Genomic DNA, 25,243 nt, shown 5'->3' on the forward strand with positions numbered 1-25,243 from the left:
AGGCCGTGCCGGACCCCGGGATTGTCCGCCGGAAAGACCAGGCTCCGGTGTATGTTGACAAGGCTCGAATCGAGGCAGGGAGACGGTTGAATGCCCGGAACGCGTAGGCAAGTTGGAGCAACCGGGGCGCAAACCGTCACCATCAGTTTCGCCGGATTCAACCGCGCCTGGGCGACCTGGATCGGGGACCGTCTGGAGCGGCGCGGAGTGACGGTCGTCCGGCAGCGCTGGGACCCCCCGGTGGAGGTGCCGCTGGAGGAGTCGCTGCGGGACCTGACGCTCTCCAGGGGCCGCGTCCTGGTGATCCTCAGCGACTGGTACTTCCAGCTCGGCCCGCGCACCCACGACGAGTGGAACCGGGCGCTGCGCGAGGTCGTCGCCCCCGACCCGGACCGCTTCGCCGCGGTCTGCCTCACCACCTCGGCCCTGCCCGGCGCCACCTCCGCCCTCGCCGCCGCCGACCTCACCAACGTCGGAGCCGAGGAGGCCGAGCGGCGTCTCCTCGTCCGCCTGGGTCTGCCCACCGACCCGCTGCCCGAGCCGGTCGAGCACCGGCCGGGCCCCCGGTACCCGGCCGACACCCCCGAGGTGTGGGGCGGGGTGCCGCGGCGCAACACCCGGTTCACCGGTCGCGAGGAACTGCTGAACAAGACGTACCAGGCGCTCCAGGACGCCGGGTCCGGCGCCGGGGTCGTGGCGCTGTACGGCATGTCCGGCGTCGGCAAGACGCAGCTGGCCGCGGAGTACGTCTACCGCTTCGGTTCCGAGTACGACGTGGTCTGGTGGGTGCCCGCCGACCGGCGTGCGCTCTACCGCCAGCGGCTCGCCGAACTCGCCCCCGAACTGGGCCTGTCCACCGGCGTCGAGTACGGCGAGCGGCTGCGCGCGGTACGTGACGCGCTGCGCCGCGGCGAACCGCACTCCCACTGGCTCCTCGTCCTCGACGGCGCCGACGAGCCGGAGAACATCTGGGACCTGGTGCCGACCGGACCCGGACACGTCCTGATCACCTCGCGCAACCCGGAGTGGGGCGAGCACAACAGCAACCTCGTCGACGTGCCCGTCTACAGCCGGGACGAGTCGGTCGCCTTCGTCCGGCGCCGCGCCCCGCGCCTGAACCCCGCCGAGGCGGACCGGCTCGCCGAGGCGCTCGAAGACCTCCCGCTCCTCCTCGACCAGACCGCGGGCTGGCTGAACGACTCCGACCTGTCGGTCGAGGAGTACATCGAACTCCTTGAGGGCGGCATCGACCAGGACGTCGTCAAGGTCTCCGCGGACTTTCCGCTCGCCTTCCAGACCGCCTGGTCGATACTGCTGAACAAGCTCAAGGACACCGTTCCCGAGTCCGTCGACCTGCTCCGCCTGTGCAGCTTCTTCGCGCCCGGCTCCATCCCCGTACGGCTGCTGAAGGAGATGCCCGCGGGGGAGCTGCCGGAACAGGTATCCGGCCTGTTGAACGACCCGCTGCTGTGGAACAAGGCGATCGCCCAGCTCCGCCAGTACTCCGTGGTCCGGCTGGAGTCCCACGAGTCGGCCGTCGAAGAGGCGTCGTCCGGCGAATCGCTCTACATGCACCGCATGGTCCACCAGATCGTCGGCCACGACATGACGGAGCGGGACCGCAAGGAGTTCATCGACGTCGTCCGGCGGGCGCTCGCCGCCGCGGACCCCGGCAGGCCCACCGACACCCGCCTGTGGCCCGCCTACGCCGAGATCACCCCGCACCTGAAATGGGCCGACGTGCTTCGGAGCACCGACCCGGCGGTGCAGTCCCTGGTGCTCAACTGCCTGCGCTACATGTACCTCTCGGGGGAGTACCGGGCCGGCATCAAGCTGGGCGAACGCGCCATGCGGGCCTGGCGGGAACTCCTCGGCGAGGACCACCCCAGGATCTGGGACCTCAGCTACCACTACGCCAACCTGCTGCGGGCCGTCGGCGACTACGCCGGCACGGAGGCGATCGAACGCGCCGCCGTGGACCATCTGCGCACCGAGCGCGGCGTACAGGACCTGGAGCACCTGCGTGCCGCCGGGGGCCTCGCCGCCGACCTGCGCGGCCTCGGCCGGTACGACGAGGCGCTGGAGATGTCCGGCTGGGTCCTCGCCGCCTACCGCGAGCTGCTGGGCGACCAGGACTCGCGCACGCTCAACGCGCAGAACAACCTGGCCGTTTCGCTGCGGCTCCTCGGCCGGTACCAGGAGTCGCTGGACCTCAACCAGCGCACCCTGGAAGCCCGTCGGCAGTTCCTGGGCCAGCGCCACAACTGGACCCTGTCCTCCCAGACCAACTACGCCACCGATCTGCGTCTGCTCGGCCGTTACAGCGACGGACTGTCGCTCCAGAACCAGAGCGCCCGGGTACACCGGCTGGTCCTCGGGAACGACAACCCGCAGACCCTGCGGGCCGAGTACAACCTCGCGCTGTGCCACTACCGCTCGGGCGAGCGCGCCAAGGCCTCGGACCTGTTCACCCGGGTCCTGGAGCGATGCGAACGCGTGCTGGGCGAGGGCGACCCGCTGACCATGATGTTCGCCGCCGGCCAGAGCTGCTTCGCCCGCGAGCACGCGGACATCGACCAGGCCAGGGCCATAAGCGAGAAGGTCGTCGACGGCTACCTGGAGATGCTCGGCGAGGAGCACCCCTTCGTGTCGGGAACACGGGCCAACCACGCCCTGATCCTGCGCAACGTGGGCGAGCGGGACCAGGCACACGCCCTCCTGGAAGGGGCTCTGGCCGCGTTGACCCAGGCCGTCGGCGAATACCACCCCTGGACCCTGGGGTGCGCCATCAACGCCTCGGCGCTGCGCAACCTGGTGGGAGACCCGGAATCCGCGGCCGCACTGACGGACGCGGTCATCGGCAGGGCCACCGAGACCCTCGGACGGACCCACCCGCTGACCCTCTCCGCCCGGATCGCCCACGCGGCGGACCTGCGTGGCGTACGGGAGCGGCAACGGGCCGAGAAGGTCGAGAGCGAGGCACTGGGCGACCTGGCCGCCACTCTCGGCGCCCAGCACGTGCATACGGTCTCGGCCCGCTCGCGCAACCGCCCGTACTGGGACTTCGAGCCCCCGATCGTCTGAGAGCCTGCCGGACGGACCGAAGGGCCCGGCCCCCCGCGAGTGACTCGCGGGGGGCCGGGCCCTTCTGCGTACAGCGACCGGTCAGGCCTCGAAGACCTCGGCGACCAGCTGTGCCTGCTCGGCCTGGTGGCGCTTGGCCGAGCCGACCGCCGGGGACGAGCTGTGCGGGCGCGAGATGCGGCGCAGGCGCTCGCCGTGCGGGACGTCCGCGCCGACGGCCAGGTCCAGGTGGTCGATCAGGTTCAGGGCGATGAACGGCCAGGCGCCCTGGTTGGCCGGCTCCTCCTGGGTCCAGAGGTACTTCTCGGCGTTCGGGTACTTGGCGATCTCGGCCTGGAGCTCGGCACCCGGCAGCGGGTACAGGCGCTCAAGACGAATGATCGCGGTGTCCGTGACGCCGCGCTTCGTACGCTCGGCCTCCAGGTCGTAGTAGACCTTGCCGGCGCAGAAGACGACCTTGCGGACGTCGGCCGGGTTCACCGTGTCGTCGCCGATCACCGGGCGGAAGCCGCCGGTGGTGAACTCCTCCACCTTCGACGCGGCCGCCTTGAGGCGGAGCATCGACTTCGGGGTGAAGACGATCAGCGGCTTGTGGTGCGGGTTGTGCACCTGCCACCGCAGGAGGTGGAAGTAGTTCGACGGCAGGGTCGGCATGGCGACCGTCATGTTGTTCTGCGCGCACAGGGTGAGGAAGCGCTCGGGGCGGGCGGACGAGTGGTCCGGGCCCTGGCCCTCGTAGCCGTGCGGCAGCAGCAGCGTGACGCCGGAGGTCTGGCCCCACTTCTGCTCGGCCGAGGAGATGAACTCGTCGACGACGGTCTGCGCGCCGTTGACGAAGTCACCGAACTGGGCCTCCCAGACGACCAGCGACTCCGGACGGGCCAGCGAGTAGCCGTACTCGAAGCCCATCGCCGCGTACTCGCTGAGCAGCGAGTCGTAGACGTTGTAACGGGCCTGCTCGTCGGAGAGGTAGAGCAGCGGGGTGTAGTCCTCGCCGGTCACCTGGTCGACGAGGACCGCGTGCCGCTGGCCGAAGGTGCCGCGGCGGGTGTCCTGGCCGGCGAGCCGGACCGGGGTGCCCTCCATCAGCAGCGAACCGATGGCCAGGGTCTCGCCCATGCCCCAGTCGATCGTGCCGTTCTCCACCGAGGCCGCGCGGCGCTGCATCTGCGGCATCAGACGGGGGTGGACGGTGATCCGGTCGGGGATGTTGACCTGGGACTCCGCGATGACCTTCACGAACTCCGGGGAGATCGCCGTGGTCACGGCGACCGGGAACTCCGGCTGGACCTCGGGGGTGTGCGCCGGGGCCGGCAGCGAGGTGGCCTCGCGGACCTCCGCGAAGACCTTCTCCAGCTGGCCCTGGAAGTCCTGGAGCGCCTGCTCCGCCTCTTCCAGCGTGATGTCGCCGCGACCGATGAGGGACTCGGTGTAGAGCTTGCGCACCGAGCGCTTCTTGTCGATCAGGGTGTACATCTGCGGGTTGGTGAACTCCGGGTTGTCGCCCTCGTTGTGACCGCGGCGGCGGTAGCAGATGAGGTCGATCACGACGTCCTTGTTGAACGCCTGGCGGAACTCGAAGGCGAGCCGCGCGACCCGGACGACGGCCTCGGGGTCGTCGCCGTTGACGTGGATGATCGGCGCCTCGATCATGCGCGCCACGTCGGTGGCGTACATCGAGGAGCGCGAGGACTCCGGGGCGGCGGTGAAGCCGACCTGGTTGTTGATCACCACGTGCACGGTGCCGCCGGTGCGGTAGCCGCGCAGCTGCGACATGTTGAGCGTCTCGGCGACGACGCCCTGGCCCGCGAAGGCCGCGTCGCCGTGGAGCGCGACGGGCAGGACCGTGAAGTCCGTGCCGCCCTTGTTGATGATGTCCTGCTTGGCGCGGGCGATGCCCTCCAGGACCGGGTCGACCGCCTCCAGGTGCGAGGGGTTGGCGGCCAGCGAGACCTTGATCTGCTCGCCGTCCAGACCGGTGAAGGTGCCCTCGGCGCCCAGGTGGTACTTGACGTCGCCGGAGCCGTGCATCGACCGGGGGTCGAGGTTGCCCTCGAACTCGCGGAAGATCTGCGCGTACGACTTGCCGACGATGTTGGCGAGCACGTTGAGCCGGCCGCGGTGGGCCATGCCGATGACGACCTCGTCGAGGCGGGCCTCGGCGGCGGAGTCGATGACCGCGTCGAGCAGCGGGATGACGGACTCGCCGCCCTCCAGCGAGAACCGCTTCTGGCCGACGTACTTGGTCTGCAGGAACGTCTCGAACGCCTCGGCGGCGTTCAGCCGGCGCAGGATCCGCAGCTGCTCCTCGCGCTCGGGCTGCTGGGCGCGCGGGCGCTCCACCCGGTCCTGGAGCCACTTGCGCTGCTTCGGGTCCTGGATGTGCATGAACTCGATGCCGGTGGTGCGGCAGTACGACTCACGCAGCACACCGAGGATGTCGCGGAGCTTCATCAGCGACTTGCCGGCGAAACCGCCGACCGCGAAGTCCCGCTCCAGGTCCCACAGGGTGAGGCCGTGCTCGGTGATGTCCAGGTCGGGGTGCTTGCGCTGGCGGTACTCCAGCGGGTCGGTGTCGGCCATGACGTGGCCGCGGACCCGGTAGGAGTGGATCAGCTCGAAGACCCGCGCGGCCTTGGTGACGTCGTTGTCGTGCGAGGCGTCGATGTCCGTCAGCCAGCGGACCGGCTCGTACGGGATGCGCAGCGACTTGAAGATCTCGTCGTAGAACTCGTTCTCGCCGAGCAGCAGCTGGGCGACGATCCGCAGGAACTCGCCGGAGGCGGCACCCTGGATGACCCGGTGGTCGTACGTCGAGGTCAGCGTCATGACCTTGGAGATGCCCAGCTTGTTCAGGGTGTCCTGGGAGGTGCCCTGGAACTCGGCCGGGTAGTCCATCGCGCCGACGCCCATGATGAGGCCCTGACCGGGCATCAGGCGGGGCACCGAGTGGACGGTGCCGATGCCGCCGGGGTTGGTCAGCGAGGCGGTGACGCCGGTGAAGTCGTCCATGCCGAGCTTGCCGTTGCGGGCACGGCGGACGATGTCCTCGTAGGCCTGCCAGAACTCGAAGAAGTTGAGCGTCTCGGCCTTCTTGATGGCCGCGACGACCAGCTGGCGGTCGCCGTTCGGCTTCACCAGGTCGATGGCGAGACCCAGGTTCACGTGCTCGGGCTTGACCAGGGTCGGCTTGCCGTCCTTCAGCGCGAAGGAGTGGTTCATCGCCGGCATGGCCTTGAGGGCCTGCACCATCGCGTAGCCGATGAGGTGCGTGAAGGAGATCTTCCCGCCCCGGGCGCGCTTGAGGTGGTTGTTGATGACGATGCGGTTGTCGAAGAGCAGCTTCACCGGGACGGCGCGGACGGACGTGGCCGTCGGCAGCTCCAGCGAGGCGTTCATGTTCTTCGCGACGGCGGCCGAGGGCCCACGCAGCGTCACGTACTCGGGACCGGCCGGGGCCTCGGTGGCCGGCGCGGCCGCGGCCTTGGCCGGGGCGGGCTCGGCGGCCTTCACGGCCGGGGCCGGAGCGGCCTTCGCCGGGGCTGCCGGGGCTGCCGGAGCAGCGGCGGCGGGCGCGGCCTGTGCGGGGGCCGGAGCCGCGGGGGCCGGAGCGGGTGCGGCCGGGGCCTGGGCCGGGGTGGCCGGCGCGGGTGCGGCCGGGGTCACCGCGGCCGGAGCGCCGGGAACGGGCTTGTCCGCCGTGCCGGACGTACCCGGCTTGTAGTCGGCGAAGAAGTCCCACCAGGCGCGATCGACCGAATTGGGATCCTGGAGGTACTGCTGGTAGATCTCGTCGACGAGCCACTCATTGGGCCCGAAAGCAGCGGCCGGGTTCGAACCCGGGCTGGCTTGGTCGGTCGAGATGCTCGAGTTACTGGGGGACTGAGACGACACGGCGGCAACCGCCCTCTTCCGCTTCACAAGGTGATGGACAGCGGAAATCAAGGCTACGCCTCCCCGGCCGTTCCACGCAGGCCGGGCCGGTCTTCGTCGCGCAAGTCACATCGGAAGGCGGGTTTCGGTGCGGGAATTGGCGGGAAACAAGCACAGTTCCGCTTTGTTTTGGGTACGTGGCAGCGCGGCTACGGCCCACTGGGCCGCACCCCTTGAACGGAACACGCAGAACGTGCCCTTCCGGTTCGAACCCTATGTCAACCTCGCTGCTGAGGGATCCCCGGAAGAGTGACCTGAATGCGGCAGCCGCGCACCGATTCGGCCACGCCGATGCGTCCGCCGTGCAGATCCACCGCCCAGCGGGCGATCGCCAGGCCGAGGCCCGTCCCGCCGTCGCTGCCGGGGCCGTGCGGGGAGGGCACCTCGCCGCGGTTGAAGCGCTCGAAGACCCGGTGCCGCTCGGACTCCGGGATGCCCGGCCCCTCGTCCATGACTTCGAGCGTCAGGGACTCCGGCGCGGTCCCGCGCCGGGCCAGCACGGTGACCCGGCCGTGCGGCGGGCTGTGCTTGACGGCGTTGTCGATCAGATTGGCCACCACCTGGTGCAGCCGCTCCGCGTCCGCGTGCGCGGTCAGCTCCGGCGGCGACACGTCCAGGTGCAGATGTACGTCCTTACGGGTGTGGTTCCCGGAACCGGACGAGAGCCGGCGGTGCCCGGCGGCGAGGTTCGCCTCCTTCAGCACGCCCGACAGATAGGGCCACACCTCGAAGCGGCCGGCCTTGAGCGTGACCACCCCGTTGTCCAGCCGGGACAGGTCCAGCAGCGTCTCCACCAGCCTGCCGAGCCGCTCGGTCTGCTTCAGAGCGGTACGCATGGTCTCCGGATCGGCCGAGGACACCCCGTCCACGACGTTCTCCAGCACGGCTCTCAGCGCCGCGATGGGTGTTCGCAACTCGTGCGAGACATTGGCGACCAGCTCCTTGCGGTGCCGGTCCACGGCCTCCAGATCGTCCGCCATGCGGTTGATCGTCTGGGCCAGGTCACCGAGCTCGTCACGCCGGTCGGCGCCGCTCACCCGTCTGGTGTAGTCGCCGTGCGAGATCGACCGGGCCACCGTCGTCATCTCGTCCAGCGGCGAGGTCAGACCGTGCGCGACGAACTGGGTTATGAGCAGGGTCGCGATCACCGAGAACACCGTGATGAACCGCAGCTCGGTCCTGGTGCGCACGGCCACCATCAGCAGCCCGGTGGTGATGAAGACCGAGACCACGACGAGCGTGCTCATCTTGGCCTTGACCGAGAAGGGGCGCAGTCCGGAACCGGGCCGGGTCATGGAGCCGGGGTCTCCAGGGCGTAGCCGACACCGTGCACGGTACGGATCCGCTCCGCGCCGATCTTCCGGCGCAGCGCCTTGATGTGGCTGTCGACCGTACGGGTGCCGGAGGCGTCCGCCCAGTCCCAGACCTCGGCCAGCAACTGCTCCCGGGAGAGCACCGCCCGCGGGGTGTTGGCCAGGCAGACCAGCAGGTCGAACTCGGTCGGCGTGAGGTGGACGTCGTCGGCGCGCACCCGGACCCGGCGCTGCGCGTGATCGATCTCCAGCTCGCCGAGGCGCAGTATCCCGCTGCGCGGTGTCACCGCGGCCAGCGCCGCGCGCTCGACCCGGCGCAGCAGGACGTGGACCCGGGCCGCCAGCTCGCGCATCGAGAACGGCTTGGTCATGTAGTCGTCGGCGCCCACGCCGAGACCGACCAGCATGTCCGTCTCGTCGTCCCGCGCGGTCAGCATCAGCACCGGCACCGGCCGCTGGGCCTGGACCCGGCGGCAGACCTCCAGGCCGTCGAAGCCGGGAAGCATGATGTCGAGCACCATCAGATCGGGCTGCCACGCCTCGGCCGCGTCCACCGCCGCGGGGCCGTCGAGTGCGGTCTGCACCAGAAAGCCCTCGGCCCGCAGCCGGGCGGAAATGGCTTCGACGATCGTGGCGTCGTCCTCGACCACCAGCACCCGGCGCTGCGCGCCCGGGGTGGCCGCGACACCGTTGTGGGTGGTGTGTGTCTGTTCCATCGCCCCGCCCCTGCCCGTTCTCGCGGGGGCCATTCCCCCGGACGCACGGTCTTCGCTTGTGGATTTCGTGGGTGATCCCGTTACCGGTCAGCAGCGTAAAGGCAGTGGACTGCTCTCGGCTACGCAGGGTGTAACGCCTCGGACGCAAAGAGGTGGCGGAGTGTCGGTCTTGTGACGCTTGGCCCCCGGACTTCCGGGGGCCGGAGATACCCGGTGGGGGAACTCAGGCTGTCCGAAGTGCGAGATGCACCACGTCGGGAACACCTCGGGCAACAGTGATCTCTTCAGTCCTTACCCCATCGAATCCGGCATTCCGCAAGGCCTGTTCGAAGTCGGCGGACGGCTGCGCGGACCACACCGCGAGAACGCCGCCCGGCGTCAGCCGCTCCCGGCAGTCCGCCAGACCGGCCGGGGAGTACAGACCGTTGTTGTCCTCGGTGACGGTCCAGTCCGGCCCGTTGTCGATGTCCAGACACAGGGCGTCGTAACGGTCCGTAGTCGTACGCAGGTACTCGACCAGATCCGTCGTCAGGATCCCGGTCCGCGGATCGGCCAGCGCCGCGCCGGAGATCGTGCCCAGCGGCCCCCGGAGGTGCCAGTCCACGATCGCCTGCTCCCGCTCGGCCACGACGATCCGACCCCACCTCGGCCCGTCGGCGGCCCGGACCAGCGAGAAGCCGACGCCGAGACCCCCGATGAGCACCGACGGAGCGGTCCGGTCGGGCGGCAGCGCGGCCAGCGCCGCGTCGATCAGCAGCCGCTCGGAGCGCCCGTCGGAGGTGTCCATCAGGAAGCACCCGTTGGCGATGATCTCGAAGTCGTCACCCCGCTCCCGCAGCACGACCTCGCCGTACGGGCCTTCGCGGCGGTCGAGAACGACGGGGGAGGGGGTGTCGGAGTGATGGATCTGGGGCATGGTGCGGGTCTCCGGCGGGTGGCGGGCAGGTTCCCGGCCATCCTGGCCGGTCGGCGTGGCCCGGTGCCAGCGGATTGCCGGATCCGAGCCGAGTGCCCGGAGGGAACCGGCCGGTCACCCGCGCTCCGGGCGTGCGCCGCGCACCACCAGGAGGGCGGCCCCGGCCGCGCACACCGTCACGGCCACCGCCCACGCAGCACCCTGCGGGCCCGGCTGCATCGGCCAGGCCCACACGGCCGCCGCGCCGCCCGGGGCGCGGGGCGCCGTCAGGTAGACGGCGCCGCCGTAGACCGTCATCGGCAGCCAGCTCAGCCGGGCGCCGAGCAGGGCGGCGGAGGCCGCGGCCACCCCCGTCGCGCCGAGCACGTTGCGCACCATGGCCGGTACGCCGAACTCCTCCGGGTGCCCCGGGACGGCCGCCGCGAGCGCCCCGGCCGCCAACGCGGTCAGCACCAGCAGATGCAGCAGCCGGCGCGGCCACCAGCGGCGTACGGCGGTCCGGTCCAGCTCGTCGGAGTGCGAGTGCAGGCCGGTGCCGATCGCGGCGGAGGCGAGCAGCGGGGCCAGCACGACGACCGGGACCCGGGCGGTGTGGTCGAAGTGGGGCTGGTCCTGGAGCCAGTCGGCGGCCCGGGCGGCGACGAGGGCGATGCCGGCCAGGGTGGCGGCGGTGAGGGGGAGGGCGCGGGAGCGGAGGTAGAGGAGAGGGAGAGCCGCGAGGGCAGGGTGGGTGCTCACAGGGCCGGTACCTCCGAGGGCGTGCAGCTCTTCAGGGTGGCCAGATAGCGGCCGAGCCAGGCCTTGCGGTCGGTGTCCGGCATGGCCTTGAGGCGGGTGAGGTAGCGCTTGTCCGGGCGCCATGTCGAGTGCTCACCGGCCAGCCAGTCGGCCACGGTGTCGTCCGTCCGCATCACCCGATCCGCACCCTCGCGTTCGCTCCAGTGCGCATCGGCCGAGCAGTCACGCCACGTCAGCCCCAGGACGGTGTCCGAGACGAACAGCTGGGGGTCGGTCAGCTTGTCGCGGGTGATGCCCCAGCCGCGCGTCGCGAGTGAGAGACCGGCCTCGCCGTCCTTCGGGCCGGACTCCGTGTCCACGTATCTGGCGGGTGCGCCCGGCACTTCCGCCAGCCGCGAGAACACTCCCGACAGGGCCTCGGACATCCGGGGCAGCAGCTGGGCGTCGGGCGCCCGTACGCAGAGCTGCGGCGTGCCGGGTGCGGCCGCCGAGCAGACCCGGTGCCGCACGGCAGGGTCGTCCCGGAACAGGCCGGTGCCCGTGTGCACGATCACCGCGCCGGCCGTGACCGCCACGGCGAGTGGAACGACGGCCAGGCCGCGCCGCCGGGCCGCGTACGCCAGCAGTGCGGTGACGGCGATGCCACCCGTCCAGGCCAGCAGGACCGGTGCGAACCACCGCACCGGGACGTACCCGTCGAGCGGGTACTGCTCGGCGGGGCTCAGGAACCGGACCTCCGACTCCATGTAGCTCGGGGCGCCCAGGAGCACGTAGAGAACGGCCGCGAGCACCGGGGCGATCAGCCGCCACCGCACCAGCCGGCCGACGACGAAGCCCACGAAGGCGATGGACAGCAGCCAACCGAGATCCGTGACGGCGATCGAGAAGGACGGCCCGCCCGCCCCGGTGTACGGAGCCGTCGCCGCGAACGCCCCGCCCAGCGTCAGCAGATATCCGGCCGCCGCCCACAGCGCGATCGGTGCCGCTGCCGTCGTCGCCTGTGCGAGCCGGCCGCGCGGGACCGAGAGCAGCAGTTCGGCGGTGCGGCGGCGGTACTCCCGACCGCCCTGCCAGCAGGCGGCCGCGGCGACGAGCGGCCCGCCGAGCAGCGCCGTCGCCGAGTGCAGCTGGGACTGGGTCTCACCCCAGCTCCCCTGCCACTGGGGTGCCTTGCTCCACAGCGGAACGAGGAGGGTGAGCGCCACGGCGAGACCGGTCCACGGGGCGATCCCGCGCCGGAGTTCGGTCCGCAGGGCGGTGTGCGTCCGGCGTCGTACGAGTGCTCCGGGATCCGTCATCGGTTCACCACCGCCGCCCGGTGCGCCCGCAGCGCGGTGGTGTAGCCGCGCTCGATCGGATTTCCGTCCGGCTGCCCGGCTCCGCCGTCCTCGGCGCCGCCGAGCTCCGTGAGCTCCCGCGTAGTCCCCCGGTACGCGATCCGGCCCGCCTCGATCAGCGTCACACCGGTGCAGGCCGCGGCGACGTCCTCGACCAGATGGGTCGAGACGATCACGGTGGTGGAGCGGCCCAGCTCCCGTATCAGAGCCCGGAACTCGACCCGCTGCTCCGGGTCGAGACCGGCGGTCGGCTCGTCGAGCAGCAGCAGGTCCGGGGAGTTGACGATCGCCTGGGCGATGCCGACGCGCCGCACCATGCCGCCCGACAGGGTCTTCACCCGGGCGTCGATCCGGTCCGCCAGACCCACCCGGTCCACCGCGCGCTCCACGGCCGCCTGGACCGTCGCCGCGTCCATCTCCTTGAGCCAGGCCACGTAGGAGACGAACTCGCGGACCGTGAAGCCCGGGTAGTAGCCGAACTCCTGCGGCAGATAGCCGAGCCTGCGCCGGACCGCCGCGCGGCTGCTGTGGTCCGACCCGGCGCCGACCTCGCTGCCGAGCAGCTCCACCCGGCCGCCGGAGGGTGCGGCGACGGTGGCGAGCACCCGGATCAGCGAGGTCTTGCCCGCCCCGTTCGGCCCGAGCAGCCCGTGCACACCGGGCGCGAAATCGAGGTCGACGGCGTCGAGCGCGGTCGTCCTGCGGTGCCGGACGGTCAGCGCCCTGACCTCGACCGTGTTCACGGCCTCGGTGCCGCTCATGCGTTCACGCTCACAACGTCTCCAGATGGTCGAAGGATCTACGGCGTACGGCGAGCAGCGCGGCGCACACCAGCGCGCCGGCCGCCCAGCCGGCCTGTGCGGCGGGGCCCGCGAAGTACCGGGCGGCCCCGGTCGCCGCCGCGAGGGCGGCCGGGGGTGATGTGGCGAAGACGGGCAGGACGACGGCGGCCGCCCAGGCCACGGCGACGGACGTGGCGCCGGTGCGGCAGCCGACGTACGAGCCGAGGGCGAGCGCCGCCAGCGTCATCGCGAGCCCGGGCAGCAGCCAGGCCGCCGCGCCGGGCCGCCCGCCGGACGCGGGCAGCGCCGCGCCGGCGAGCGTGAGCGCCGGGATGCTCACGGCGAGCACCGCGGCGGTCCTGGTCAGCAGCAGCCGCAGCCCGCCGGACGGGGTGGCGGCGGTGATCTCGTGCATCGGGTCCGCGTGCCGGCCGTAGGAGAGGCCGACCCCGGCGAGCGGCAGCACCGGCGCGACGACGAGGAGCAGCGGACGGACCGCCTCCCCGGCCCCGGCCCCGTACGCCAGCGCGACGGCCCCGACGGCCACCAGCACCAACGCCACCAGCCACGACCCGCGCAGCGCGGGCCCGGCGGCCCACAGCAGCCGCCCGGCACAGGTGGCGGCCCCGGCGAAGCGGAACGGGGCGCCGGGGAGCGGCCCCTTCGCGGGCGCGCCGTCCGCCGCGGCGTGGGAAGCCGCCATCGGCACCGGCTCCCGTGCCGGCTCCGGCCCTTGCACCGGCTCCCGTGCCGGCCTTCGTACCGGCTTCTGTATCGGCCTTCGTACCAGCCCTCGTACCGGATCCGGCTCTCGTGCCGGCTCCCAGGCCGGCTCCCGAACCGGCTCCGGCCCCTGGGCCGGTCCTCGTACCGGCCCAGGTACCGGCCCCTTCGCGGGCGCGCCGTTCGCCTCCTTCACCCCCTCCGTCCCCTCCGCCGCCACCGCGGTCATTACCGCGGCCAGCACCCCCGCGCGCACGCCGGCCAGCACCGCCCCGGTCTCCGGGCGTGCCCGTACCGCCGCCGAGAGCCGGGCCGCGCACCCGCCGCACGTCTCCACGTGCTTCTCCACGGACCAGGCGTCCGTCTCCGGCACCGAACCGGCGGCGTACCGCCCGGCCAGTTCCTCGCTCACGTGCCAGTGGGGCATGCCGGCCCCTCCCCTCGTGGTCATGCCGTTCCTCCCAGCGGTCCGGCCGCCGGGGCCGGCAGTTCCAGCGCGGCCCGCAGCTCGCGCCGGGCCCGCATCGCCCGGGTCTTGACCGTGCCTTCGGGTATGCCGAGAAGACGGGCCGTCTCGCGGGTCGTCAGCCCGTCGACGACCGTGGCGCGCAGGACCTCCCGCAGCTCGGGCGAGATCCGGTCGAGCGCGGCGCCCACGTCCCCGTACTCCAGCCCGGCGAGCACCCGTTCCTCGGCGGACGGCGCGGTGGCGGCCCACTCGTTGCTCCCGGCCCGCTCGGCCCGGTGGGCGAGATCGGAACGGGCATGGACCCGCTGGGCGTCCACCAGCCGGCGCGAGGCGATCACCCACAGCCAGCCGCCGACCCTGGCCCCGCGGTGCGAGGCCGCGGAGCGCCAGACCGTCACGAAGGTGTCCTGAAGGACTTCCCGCACGGTCTCGGCATCCGCACAGCGCCTGCTCAGCCGGGCCAGCAGCCAGCCGGCGTGCCGGTCGTAGAGCGTTGCAAGGGCCTCCGTGTTTCCTTGCGCGACGGCACGCAGCAGGGCGTCGTCGTCGTTCGGGTCCTCCCCCGAGGGGCGCAGCAGCTTCACACCTCTTCTATCGGGGGGCGGACCACGACCGGTTCACGGACGGGTGTCTGTGGCTCACGCCATAGACGGCGCGGGGGAAGATCAAAGAAGGTAGGGCCTTGCTTCGGGGGGCTTGTCATGGAAAGGGGCCTCGCGCGGTGCATCAGCGTACGGACAGGGCGGTCCGCGAAAAACCCTCCGTGGCTCCGCTGCTCGACGCCGTCCCGTGCCAGCCCGGCGGGCCGGGCCGCCCCGCCGCTTCGGGCCCGGCCGCCCCACCACCCCCTCCGGCCGGCGGGGCCCGCCGGTGGCCGCGGCTGCTGCCGACGCCCGCCGGCACGCCGTTCACCTTCGGGTACCTGCTGGTGCTGGTCGCCACGTCCCTGTTCATGGAGTTCGCCGATCCCGCCGTCGTCGCCGCCGCGCTGCGTGAATCGAGCACCGATGTCGCGCACCTCGGCGAGACCCCGCTGCTGGTCCTGGCCGCCAGCGCCCTGTGGGTGGTCGGCGGGCTCGCCTCCCCGGTGGTCTTCGTCCTCGCCCTCGTACTGACCGCGCTGGAACGCCGCATCGGAGGATGGCGGACCGCCGCGGTGTTCGTGCTCGGCCATGTCGTGGCCACGCTCGCCACGGAGATCCCGGTCGGGATCTCCGTGGTCGCCGGGCACCTGCCGGAATCGTCGCTGCACCGCCTCGACTACGGCATCAGCTTCGGGCTGATGGCGAGCGTGGGCGCGCTCACCGGACTGCTCACCCCGCTGGTGCGGACGCTGGTGCTCGGCGGGCTGGGTGTGATGCTGACAGCCGATCTGATCGACCTGAGCAGCCCACTCACCGACTGGGGCCATCCGCTGGCGCTGCTGTTCGGGATTGCCTGCTGGCCGCTGCTGCGGCGGGCCGGCGCGGTCCGGGAGGCGGTGACCAGGGGAGTGGCGGCCAGGGAGTGGCGGCCAGGGGCGAGGTGATCAGAAGTGCGGTGATCAGGGGCGAGGTGACCAGCGGCGAGGTGATCAGGGGCACGGTGGTCAGGGGCGCGGCGCCTTCTCGCCGTGCACCGCGACGTACTCGGCCGCCAGCCAGGGCGCGAGGTCCTCGATGAGCGTGCTGAGGACGGCCGGATCGGCGGAGGGGTTGCGGCCGGTGTACGCGGCCAGCCGCATCTGCTCGATCCGCTCCGGGTGGTCCGGGTAGTAGCGGGCGAACACCTCGGCGGACTCGGCCAGGTCACTGGTCCAGCCCTGCCACCGCGGCATGACCAGCGTGAAGCCGGACCGGACGAGCCGGCGGGCGGCGCCCCGGCTGAGGTTTCGGCGTGCGGCGTCCGTGGTGGCCTCGGCGGCCCTGCGCCGCCAACGGGGCAGCGAGAGCACCAGGTCTCCGTTGGTCTCCCGGGCGAGCAGGGAGGTCGGGCGGTAGCGCGGCAACCGCCCGGCGAGGTCCTCACCCAGCAGCGGGGTGCAGAGGCAGGCCAGGAAGAAGCCGAGGTCGTGGCGTTCGAGCTCACTGGTGACGGCGTCGGTACTGGTGAGGAGGGCGCCGACACCGTCGATCTGCCCGAAGCCGGCGTCCAGGCCGGCCTCGACGGCACGGGCCGCCGCCTCGTCGGCCCCGGTCGGCCGGGTACGCAGCACCAGCAGCAGATCCAGATCGGAGACACCGGGAACGGCCGTGCCGCGCGGAATGCTGCCGTAGACGTACGCGCTGTGCAGCCGCGTACCGTCGAACGCCCCGGTGATCCGGGACCGGGCAGCCGCCACCACGGGGGCGAACGCCGAGGGCACCCGGCTCAGCGAGCCCTCCCGCCGGATCGTCCCGTCCGCGTTCAACCCCCGGCCACCGCTGTCGACGTCCATGGGGGCACTGTGCTCGTACTCGTGCGACGAGCCGAACGATTTTCGCGCCCGACGGGGACCACGGGGCCCCTCAGCCTTCTTGCCCCTCCCGGCGGCGCACCAGCTCGGCGATCCAGACCGGTGCGAACGGGGACGTGCAGTTCGGGGGCGTCGGGTAGTCCTTGAGCACTTCCAGTCGCTCACCGATGCCGATGGCGCGGGCGCGGTACTCGGCGTGCTCGATCCCGATCTGCGCCAGACAGTGGTTCATCGCCCACTGCAGCCGGTCCGGGGCGTCCTTCATCTCCGCCTCGATGACATCGAGCAGCCCGGGGAGATCGAGCCCCTCGGGCTTCTTCGCCACCCGCTCGGTGGTCAGCGCCCAGCCGGCGCTCGCGACGACCGGATCCGGGTCGGCGGACCAGGCCAGGCGCAGCTCCTCGGCGTGCGGGTTCTTCTTCACCACGTAGTTCACGAGCCAGTCGTGCACCTTGGGGGCGCGCGCCCCACGCACCATGACGTCCAGCTCGTCGCGCCCGAACACCTTGGGCCGGCAGATCAGGATGGCCAGCAGCCTGGCCGCGGTGTCGTCCGTCGCCCAGAGCCCGACCGCGAGCTCCTGCTGCGTCTTGAGCCGCTTCGCGAGCGCGCGCAGCCTGCCGAGGTTCACCCCGTGATCGTCGCCGTGCTTCTCGTTCACCCTGCGCGTCTTCGGATCGTCGAGCCCGGCCAGCTCGGCCATGACCTGCGCCACCGTCGTCGTCCCGGCCACCTCGGCCTCCTGCCCTTCGTGCTGTCCCGCGCGCATGAAATCCCAGCGTACGGACGCAGGCCGCCGGCGCACGTGATCGCCCGGAGGGCGACACGTGACCTCATGTCTGTGTGAACCGTGGGGCTGAAGTTGGCCAAATCACGAGGCGTTGTGAGGGCGTTGCCGCTGTGATCAGCGGTCCCCGATCAAATAAAATGCCTGTTCGGTCATGGGCTGAAGGGGGAGGGGTCTGCAGCCGCACGGAAGACGGGGCGGCAGCGCCCGGCACGGGGGCGTCGTTCGACATCCTGTATGCGGTCCACGCGGCGAACCCGCAGCAGGCCTTGGCGATCGAGCCCGGAGGACGAAGATCCTCACAACGAGAACTGGTCGAACGGGGGCGTGATGGCCTGGAACGAGTGGGAACAGGTCAAGGCTGAAGCCGCGCAGCGGCAATCAGCTCACATGCAGCTGAATCGAGCTGACGGAGAGCCGGGAGCTTCAGGTGGTCCGGCTGATCTGGTGGTGAACCAGGACGACCTCGGAGCGGTCGGACACGAGGCGTACATGCTGCGCGATCGGCTCTCCCGGGACGGTGACCATGCCCGTCCTGCCACCTTCGACGCGGCGATCGCCCTGACGAACGGCAATTTCACCAGCGGCTCGCAGTTGCTGAAGGTGCACGACCGGTGGAACAGCCAGCTGCGAACGCTTCTGGACGCCTGCGCCCGGATCTCCGACCACCTCGACTACAGCAAGTCCGTTCACGCCGCGGACGATGCGGACATCGGCGGCAACCTGCTCACCGTGTCCAAGATCAGCGAGTACTACGAGTAGGACGAGGAGGGAGGCGCCGTGCTGACATTCGATGACGTCGTCAACGCGCCCGTCGCCAAGTTGAAGGAAGCCGCGGACGACTGGTCGGAAATGGTGACCAAGCTGGAGAAACTTGCCGACGACGCCCGGCAGGGAATGAAGGCCAAGTCCGACAAGGCGCGATGGCAAGGCGTCAACTCCGATGTCACCAAACCCTTCATCGGCAAGACGGCCAAGGAGTTCGAAGACGCCGGGGCCCAGGCCAAAGGCATCAATCTGCTGCTCGCGGATGCGCACACGTCGTTCAAGTCCGCCAAGGACGCGCTCGTCAGGATCAGGGACGAGGAGGGCCCGGCCGCCGGGATCCATGTGGACGCCAAGGGCAAGGTCACGCCTCAGTACGACCTGGAGAGCGACATCGCGGCGCGCCACGACCCGGGCTACTCGGAGGCCCTGCGGAAGCAGAACGATGCCGTGTCCTCCTGGCAGCGGAAGATCGACAGGATCGTCGAGGACTGCTCCGACGCCGACGAATCACTGAAGCGCGCCCTCGCGACGAATGTGAAGGACGACCACAACTTCACGGCTCCCAAGTACGAGAGCCTGGACGCCGAGCAGGTGGACCGGGCGCTGGGGCTGATGAAGAAGGTCACCGGGGACGGCGGCACGGCGCGCAATGTGGCAGCGCTGAGGGAACTCGAAGACCTCCTGGACGACAACCGCAACGATCCCGAGTTCGCCCCGGACTTCTACCGGAAGCTGGGCGCCGAGGGCACCCTTGAGTCGTACATGAAGATGTCGCTGGATGCGACGTCCCTCGGACCGGCCGGCCAGGACCGGGCGAACATGGTCCGCAACATCCAGAGCGACATGGGCGCCATGCTGGGTCTCGCCACCAAGACGTCGACACCGGACCACCTTGGCGCCGGGTGGACCACGCAGCTCATGAAGGCGGGCCACAAGCAGATCGACGTACCGGGCGCCGGCTTCGCGAAGCTGTACGGCTACCAGGCGCTGGGTGCGCTCCTCCGGGAAGGAACGTACGACAAGAGCTTCCTGCTGTCTGTCGGCCGGGACATGGTCGCCATGGACAGGAAGAATCCGGGCATCTGGCACGACAGCCTGCCGTCGGACCAGAAGATGCTCATCAACCTCGACGAGACGGGTGGCAAGGGCTTCAATCCCCTGACCGGCCTGATGGAGGCCATGAGTAACAATCCCGGGGCATCAGCAGCCTTCTTCGACGAGCCGCTCCGCGAGGACAGCGACAAGGACGGCATCGTGACCACGGACGATGCTGAAATCAAAGGCGAGAAGGCGCAGGACGTTGTCAGCTACATGCTCGACAAGAAGCCCATGGACGACTGGTACGACACGGTCACCGGCGGAGAGCAGAGCCCTGGCCAGACGGCCATGGGCAACGCCTTGGAAGCGGCAGTCACGGGACGAGTGCCGGGCGACGAGGGCGCGCCGCCGGTAGAGCACGGCAAGCACATGAGCAGCGTGATGACGAAGGTTGTCGCGAAGATCGGTGCGGAGCCCGAACTCGTGGCAGAAGATGGGCGACTCAACGGACTCACCCAGAACTTCGGCAACATGGCCGCCGAATACATGCCTGACCTGCAGGCCACGGCTGAGAACGGCGCGAAACAGATCGAACCGTTCGGTACGCCCGCAAAATTCAAGAAGGATGAGATGGCCTTCTTCCTCGGCGCAGTCGGCCAGGACCCCCAGGCGTACGGTGCGATCACCAACGCTCAGCAGGCATTTACCACAGCGCTGGTGTCCGACGTCTTTCAACACCTCGATAAACACAGTGACATGGGTGAGGCGGTGCGCAATGCCGTCCACCCGGGAGGCGAGATCGCCGGAATCATGACCGAGGCGAGGGCGCAGGGGGTATTCGAAGCACAGGTCGCCGAGGACGAGGAATACAACGACGGCGTCGCAGAAAATGCGAAGTGGACGAATCGCATCATTGATGCTGTCGGGGCCAAGTACGTCGAGATGCTTCCCGCAGGTGGTGACGTGGTGGGCTGGATCAAGGAAGACGTCAGTGAGTCCGCTGTGAAGAATGCAGAGCACGACACGACGACAGCGTCTCGCCATGAATCTGCGGCAGGTTACACGCGCGCCGAGGAGGCCGCCAAGAGCGCCGCCACTTCAGCGGTGGGGGCGGCTGGACGAGGGACCGGTCTGACGTCTGAGCAGATCGAGGAGTACCAAGGCTCGGCCTCCATCGAGACAGCAGTGGCGCACTCAGTGGGCCGCGATCTGGTCGCCAGTTCAGCCCCCAAGGGAAGTTAATCATGCGCCGATTCGTGAATTCTGCCGTAGTGGTATCAACATTCGTGATTTTGGTAGGTCTTCTGACGGGCTGTTCGGGCAGCGAGAAGGAGGCTGTTCCGGAACTTCCCAAGCGAATCTGCTGGAACGCGTTCGCCGGCAGTGACGTGTTGCCCATCCTTCCGATGGGTGACAAAGCTGCCGTGTATCACAGGCCCTTCGTGTTGGTTGATGATCTCGACTCTGTCACATGTTCCCTCGCCATTGATGGCGCTCCGATGTTTGCGGCGGACGCCGCCCTCCGAGGGTTCGAGGGTCAGATTGACTGGAGCTCGATGGACAGGGCCAATCCGCAGCCGATCGACGTGGGAAAGAAGGGCATCATCTGGGACAGCGGCGCTGCCGCCTATTTCATCTGTGAACCCTCCAGGGGGCCGAACTCGCCCGGAAAGTACATCGACCTGCGCATCACCGTGGGTAGTGCCCCCGATAAATCCAAGCTGCCGAGCGTCCTGCCAGCACTTATGAAGCAGTTTGTGGCATTTGCTCAGCGCGAGCTGAAGTGCGGTGCGAGTAGTGGGAATTGAATCCCTGATCGGTTCGGGTGATCGGCGGTTCGGCATCGATCGGAGGCTCGGCGGGTTTTCTCCTGGGATGTAGCTGAACCGCCTCGGGTTCGGTGGGGCCCGGGATCGCACCGCGGTGTCCGGCTCCTCGCGCCCGAACGCCTGCGGGCGGTAGATCAGGGGCCTCGGGAGCCCCGCCGCAGGGCCGTCCGGCACCTGGAGCCCGCCCGCGAGCTTCTCCCGTGGCCTGAGTCGCTCGCGAGTGCGCGCAGCCTGCCGAGGTTCACCCCGTGATCGTCGCCGTGCTTCTCGTTCACCCTGCGCTTCTTCGGATCGTCGAGCCCGGCCGGCTCGGCCATGACCTGCGCCACCGCCGTCGTCGCCCCGGTCGGGTGCCCTCCCCTGCCCTCACCCCTTCGCGCCCCTCGGTCGCCCGCCCCATGCGATCGCTCACAGCGAACGCACGCCTGGGAACAATGGGCGGCTCAGCAGCATTGAGTCTGCATAGCTCAACTTGACTGCCGAAGGGGAGATCATGGCTACCGATTCCAATGCGGTCACTCCGCTCGCCCTGCCCGTGCTGCCGCTCGACGACGAGGTCGTGCTGCCCGGGATGGTGGTGCCTCTGGACCTGTCCGACACCGATGTACGTGCCGCTGTGGAGGCCGCACAGGCCGCGGCCCGTGACGGTGGCAGCAAGCCCGAGGTGCTTCTTGTTCCGCGGATCGACGGTACGTACACCGGTACCGGTGTCATCGGCACCGTCGAGCAGGTCGGGCGGCTTTCGGACGGGGATCCGGGCGCGCTCATCCGCGGCCGGGGCCGGGTGCGGATCGGGGCCGGGACCAGCGGGCCGGGTGCCGCGCTCTGGGTGGAGGGGACCCGGGTCGACGCGGTCGTTCCCGATCCGCTTCCCGGGGCCGCCGCCGAGCTGGTCAAGGAGTACAAGGCGCTCGCCACCAGCTGGCTCAAGAAGCGCGGCGCCTGGCAGGTCGTGGACCGGGTCCAGCAGATCGAGGACCTCTCCGCGCTAGCCGACAATTCCGGCTACTCGCCCTTCCTCACCACCGCCCAGAAGGTGCAGCTCCTGGAGACCGTGGATCCGGTCGCCCGGCTGAAGCTCGCCATCCAGTGGCTCGGCGAACACCTCGCCGAGCAGGACGTCGCCGAGTCGATCGCCAAGGACGTCCAGGAGGGCGTCGACAAGCAGCAGCGCGAGTTCCTGCTGCGGCGCCAGCTCGAAGCCGTCCGCAAGGAGCTTTCCGAGCTCAACGGTGACCCGGAGGACGAGTCCGACGACTACCGGGCGCGCGTCGAGGCCGCCGACCTTCCCGGGCACGTCCGCGAGGCCGCGCTCAAGGAGGTCGACAAGCTGGAGCGCTCCTCCGACCAGAGCCCCGAGGGCTCCTGGATCAGGACCTGGCTCGACACCGTCCTCGAACTGCCGTGGACCGAACGGACCGAGGACGCCTACGACATCCGGGGCGCGCAGCAGGTGCTCGACGCCGAGCACGCGGGCCTCCAGGACGTGAAGGAACGCATCACCGAGTACCTGGCCGTGCGCAAGCGGCGCTCCGACCGGGGGCTCGGCGTGGTCGGCGGGCGGCGCGGCGGGGCCGTGCTGGCACTGGTGGGCCCTCCGGGCGTGGGCAAGACCTCGCTCGGTGAGTCCGTCGCGCACGCCATGGGCCGCAAGTTCGTCCGCGTCGCCCTCGGCGGTGTGCGGGACGAGGCGGAGATCCGGGGCCACCGGCGTACGTACGTCGGCGCACTGCCGGGACGCATCGTGCGGGCCATCAAGGAGGCCGGTTCGATGAACCCGATCGTCCTGCTCGACGAGATCGACAAGGTCGGCTCCGACTTCCGGGGCGACCCGGCCGCCGCCCTCCTCGAAGTCCTCGACCCGGCGCAGAACCACACCTTCCGCGACCACTACCTGGAGGTCGAGCTCGACCTCAGCGACGTCGTCTTCCTGGCCACGGCCAATGTGCTCGAAGCCATCCCGGAAGCCCTGCTCGACCGCATGGAGCTGGTCAGGCTCGACGGCTACACCGAGGACGAGAAGGTCGTCATCGCCCGGGACCACCTGCTCCCGCGCCAGCTGGAGCGCGCCGGCCTGGAGAAGGACGAGGTGACGCTCGACGAGTCCGCGCTGCGCAGGCTGGCCGGCGAGTACACCCGCGAGGCGGGCGTACGCAACCTGGAGCGGGCCGTCGCCCGGCTGCTCCGCAAGGTCGCGGCACAGCACGAACTGGGCGACCGGGAGCTGCCGTTCACGGTCACCGAGGCGGATCTGCGCGGCCTGATCGGACGGCCGCACCACGTCCCCGAGTCCGCCCAGGACCCGGCCGAGCGCCGGACCTCGGTGCCCGGTGTGGCCACCGGACTCGCGGTGACCGGCGCGGGCGGTGACGTGCTGTTCGTCGAGGCGTCGCTGGCCGACCCGGAGACCGGGGCGTCCGGACTGACCCTCACCGGCCAGCTCGGCGACGTCATGAAGGAGTCCGCGCAGATCGCGCTGAGCTTCCTGCGGTCGCACGGCGCGGAGCTGGAGCTGCCGGTCGCGGACCTGAAGGACCGCGGCGTGCACATCCACTTCCCGGCGGGCGCGGTCCCGAAGGACGGCCCCAGTGCCGGCATCACCATGACGACGGCACTGGCCTCGCTGCTCTCCGGACGGCTGGTCCGTACGGACGTGGCGATGACCGGTGAGGTCTCGCTGACCGGGCGGGTGCTGCCGATCGGCGGCCTGAAGCAGAAGCTGCTGGCCGCGCACCGTGCCGGGATCACCACCGTGGTGATCCCGAAGCGGAACGAGGCCGACCTGGACGACGTCCCCGCCGAGGTCCTGGACACGCTGGAGGTCCACCCGGTGACCGATGTCCGGCAGGTCCTGGAGATCGCCCTGGCCCCGGCGTCCGCGGCCAGGCCCGAGGAGAGGATCCCGGCCGCGGCATAGGGCTTCTCGTCCGAAAGGCCCCGGCCGCCACGGCGTGACGGACGTGGCACCACGCGCGACCGGTACGGACGGCCCGCCTTCCCCGCAAGCAATGGGTGGGCGGGCCGTTCCGCGTGCGCGGGACGCTGGGGCGAGGGCCGCCATGGCGCCGCCGATCGGCATGGCCGATCACCGCGGCCGTTCCGCGTGGAAGATCAGCGCGGCCGGTCAGCGCCGCCACCGCGCCGCCGATCAGCGCAGCCGTTCCGCGTGCGCAGGCCGCTCGCGCGCCCCGCGTTCACACCTCCAGCCACCCCCGCAGCGTCGCCTGCGCCCCCGCCTGGAAGCGGGTCTGGGCGCCCAGCGAGTCCAGCAGCACGCTGATCCGGCGCCGGGCGGTGTGCACATGGACGCCCAGCCGGCGGGCTATCGCCTCGTCCTTCAGGCCGGCCGCGAGCAGGCCGAGCAGCTCCTTCTGGGGCTCCGGCAGCGGTCCGCCCGAGCCGCCCAGCGGAGTCGCCCGCTCCCACACCGTCTCGAACAGCGGCACCAGCGCGTTGCGCAGCAGCGCGTCGCCGATGACCAGGGCGGACGCGGTCGGGTCGGACGCGTCGCTCGGCGGCAGCAGGGTGATCCGCCCGTCCACGATGATCAGCTTCGTCGGTACGTCCGGAGCGACCCTGGCCCGCAGCCCCCGCTCGACCAGTCCGGTCAGCGAACGCATCCGGCCGGGATAGCCGACGCCCTCCCGGTCCAGCACCGTCCGCACCTGCACCCCCCGGTCGAGCAGCGCCCCGATGTCCAGGCCCGGCGGACGCGAACTGCCCTCCCGTGACTGGCCCTTCACATACGGCGGCCGGTCCAGGATCGCCACCTCCCGCTCGGCGGAGGCCAGCAGATACTCGGCGCGCTCGCCGATGGCCTGCGGGCCGACGAGCACCTCGATGCCGTCCTCGGGGGCGGTGGGCGAGCCCGACATCAGCCGGCCCGCCAGCCGGTCGGCGTTCATCCGCAGCTGCTCCAACTCGGCGGAGCGAAGATGGAGTTCGGCCTGACGGCGGTGGATGAGCGCACGGATCGCGCCGGCCGGGGTCGCCGCGCGCGGCAACGCGTCCGGCTCCCCGGGCGGCCCCGGCAGGGCGAAGCCGTGCTCGGTCAGCCGGCCGAGCACCGCCGCCAGCGGCTCCGGCGCCATGTCCAGCAGCGCGGCGAGCTCCCGGGTGTCGGCGGCCTTCCCCGCGAGCAGTGCCTCGTATACGCGTTGCTCGGCCTCACCGAGACCGAGATCCCGTAGCTCCCCCTGGATCATGCCTGGATTCTCACTCCGTTTTCACAGGGCACACAAGTGGGCGTGCCCACTTGTCAACACGGCTGTCACATTGATCCATTGCCGGCCCGCGGGTTGCATGGCCATGACCACTTGGATGGTTTCCAGGCGTGTGGGAGGGGCCAAATTGCGTACGTCCAACAGAGGTTCACG

18 protein-coding genes are annotated in these 25,243 nt (G+C 70.7%); 6 read left to right on the plus strand and 12 right to left on the minus strand.

Annotated features, from left to right (window positions below; translation table 11 throughout):
- Positions 1-90 precede the first annotated feature (90 nt).
- Positions 91-3,084 (plus strand): FxSxx-COOH system tetratricopeptide repeat protein, encoded by a 2,994-nt coding sequence (fxsT, locus tag ACGF8B_RS05970; protein ID WP_392735156.1) that lies wholly within the window; start codon positions 91-93, stop codon positions 3,082-3,084.
- Between the two features lie 81 nt (positions 3,085-3,165).
- Here fxsT and ACGF8B_RS05975 read toward each other — a convergent pair whose 3' ends face one another.
- From ACGF8B_RS05975 to ACGF8B_RS06015, 9 genes are all read right to left on the minus strand, one after another.
- Complete coding sequence (locus tag ACGF8B_RS05975) at positions 3,166-6,978, minus strand: multifunctional oxoglutarate decarboxylase/oxoglutarate dehydrogenase thiamine pyrophosphate-binding subunit/dihydrolipoyllysine-residue succinyltransferase subunit (RefSeq protein WP_392735158.1); 3,813 nt, start codon at positions 6,976-6,978, stop codon at positions 3,166-3,168.
- 257 nt (positions 6,979-7,235) lie between these two features.
- Positions 7,236-8,312, minus strand: a complete 1,077-nt coding sequence (locus ACGF8B_RS05980) for an ATP-binding protein (RefSeq protein ID WP_392735160.1) — start codon at positions 8,310-8,312, stop codon at positions 7,236-7,238.
- Entirely contained in the window at positions 8,309-9,046 is a 738-nt protein-coding gene (locus ACGF8B_RS05985) for a response regulator transcription factor (RefSeq protein ID WP_124716425.1), read from the minus strand. The genes ACGF8B_RS05980 and ACGF8B_RS05985 overlap by 4 nt, the downstream gene beginning before the upstream one ends.
- 223 nt (positions 9,047-9,269) lie before the next feature.
- Complete coding sequence (locus ACGF8B_RS05990; RefSeq protein ID WP_392735161.1) at positions 9,270-9,962, minus strand: spermidine synthase; 693 nt, start codon at positions 9,960-9,962, stop codon at positions 9,270-9,272.
- Between the two features lie 114 nt (positions 9,963-10,076).
- The gene (locus ACGF8B_RS05995; RefSeq protein ID WP_392735163.1) at positions 10,077-10,700 is read right to left on the minus strand and encodes a hypothetical protein; all 624 of its coding nucleotides are present in this window, start codon (positions 10,698-10,700) and stop codon (positions 10,077-10,079) included.
- Positions 10,697-11,998, minus strand: coding sequence for a hypothetical protein (locus ACGF8B_RS06000; protein ID WP_392735165.1), 1,302 nt, complete (start codon positions 11,996-11,998; stop codon positions 10,697-10,699). The genes ACGF8B_RS05995 and ACGF8B_RS06000 overlap by 4 nt, the downstream gene beginning before the upstream one ends.
- Entirely contained in the window at positions 11,995-12,798 is an 804-nt protein-coding gene (locus ACGF8B_RS06005) for an ABC transporter ATP-binding protein (protein ID WP_392735167.1), read from the minus strand. Before ACGF8B_RS06005 ends, ACGF8B_RS06000 begins: the two co-directional genes overlap by 4 nt.
- 10 nt (positions 12,799-12,808) lie before the next feature.
- A complete protein-coding gene (locus ACGF8B_RS06010) occupies positions 12,809-13,993 on the minus strand; it encodes a zf-HC2 domain-containing protein (protein WP_392735169.1) in 1,185 nt (394 codons plus the stop codon).
- Positions 13,990-14,595 (minus strand): RNA polymerase sigma factor, encoded by a 606-nt coding sequence (locus tag ACGF8B_RS06015; RefSeq protein ID WP_392735171.1) that lies wholly within the window; start codon positions 14,593-14,595, stop codon positions 13,990-13,992. Before ACGF8B_RS06015 ends, ACGF8B_RS06010 begins: the two co-directional genes overlap by 4 nt.
- 179 nt (positions 14,596-14,774) lie before the next feature.
- Between ACGF8B_RS06015 and ACGF8B_RS06020 the strand changes: the two genes are divergently transcribed.
- A complete protein-coding gene (locus tag ACGF8B_RS06020; RefSeq protein ID WP_392735173.1) occupies positions 14,775-15,539 on the plus strand; it encodes a rhomboid-like protein in 765 nt (254 codons plus the stop codon).
- Positions 15,540-15,599: 60 nt separating this feature from the next.
- On the opposite strand, the gene ACGF8B_RS06025 is transcribed toward ACGF8B_RS06020, so the two are convergent.
- Together ACGF8B_RS06025 and ACGF8B_RS06030 are read right to left on the minus strand one after the other, a co-directional pair.
- Entirely contained in the window at positions 15,600-16,427 is an 828-nt protein-coding gene (locus ACGF8B_RS06025) for a nucleotidyltransferase (RefSeq protein WP_392735175.1), read from the minus strand.
- Positions 16,428-16,497: 70 nt separating this feature from the next.
- Positions 16,498-17,214, minus strand: coding sequence for a DNA alkylation repair protein (locus ACGF8B_RS06030; protein ID WP_392735177.1), 717 nt, complete (start codon positions 17,212-17,214; stop codon positions 16,498-16,500).
- A 408-nt stretch (positions 17,215-17,622) separates the two neighbouring features.
- On the opposite strand from ACGF8B_RS06030, the gene ACGF8B_RS06035 reads away from it, so the two are divergent.
- The 4 genes from ACGF8B_RS06035 (at position 17,623) to lon (ending at position 23,784) form a co-directional block, all read left to right on the plus strand.
- Entirely contained in the window at positions 17,623-17,994 is a 372-nt protein-coding gene (locus tag ACGF8B_RS06035; protein WP_392735178.1) for a hypothetical protein, read from the plus strand.
- An 18-nt stretch (positions 17,995-18,012) separates the two neighbouring features.
- Positions 18,013-20,280 (plus strand): DUF6571 family protein, encoded by a 2,268-nt coding sequence (locus ACGF8B_RS06040; RefSeq protein ID WP_392735180.1) that lies wholly within the window; start codon positions 18,013-18,015, stop codon positions 20,278-20,280.
- A gap of 2 nt (positions 20,281-20,282) precedes the next feature.
- Positions 20,283-20,846, plus strand: coding sequence for a hypothetical protein (locus tag ACGF8B_RS06045; RefSeq protein WP_392735181.1), 564 nt, complete (start codon positions 20,283-20,285; stop codon positions 20,844-20,846).
- Positions 20,847-21,360: 514 nt separating this feature from the next.
- Complete coding sequence (gene lon / locus ACGF8B_RS06050) at positions 21,361-23,784, plus strand: endopeptidase La (RefSeq protein WP_392735183.1); 2,424 nt, start codon at positions 21,361-21,363, stop codon at positions 23,782-23,784.
- Between the two features lie 277 nt (positions 23,785-24,061).
- Here the strand turns inward: lon and ACGF8B_RS06055 are convergent, their stop codons facing one another.
- On the minus strand, positions 24,062-25,072 hold the full coding sequence (locus ACGF8B_RS06055) for a TrmB family transcriptional regulator (RefSeq protein ID WP_392735184.1): 1,011 nt from the start codon (positions 25,070-25,072) through the stop codon (positions 24,062-24,064).
- Between the last annotated feature and the right edge of the window lie 171 nt (positions 25,073-25,243).

It is taken from the genome of Streptomyces sp. NPDC047917, assembly GCF_043204345.1.
In the GTDB taxonomy this organism is placed as follows: domain Bacteria; phylum Actinomycetota; class Actinomycetes; order Streptomycetales; family Streptomycetaceae; genus Streptomyces; species Streptomyces sanglieri.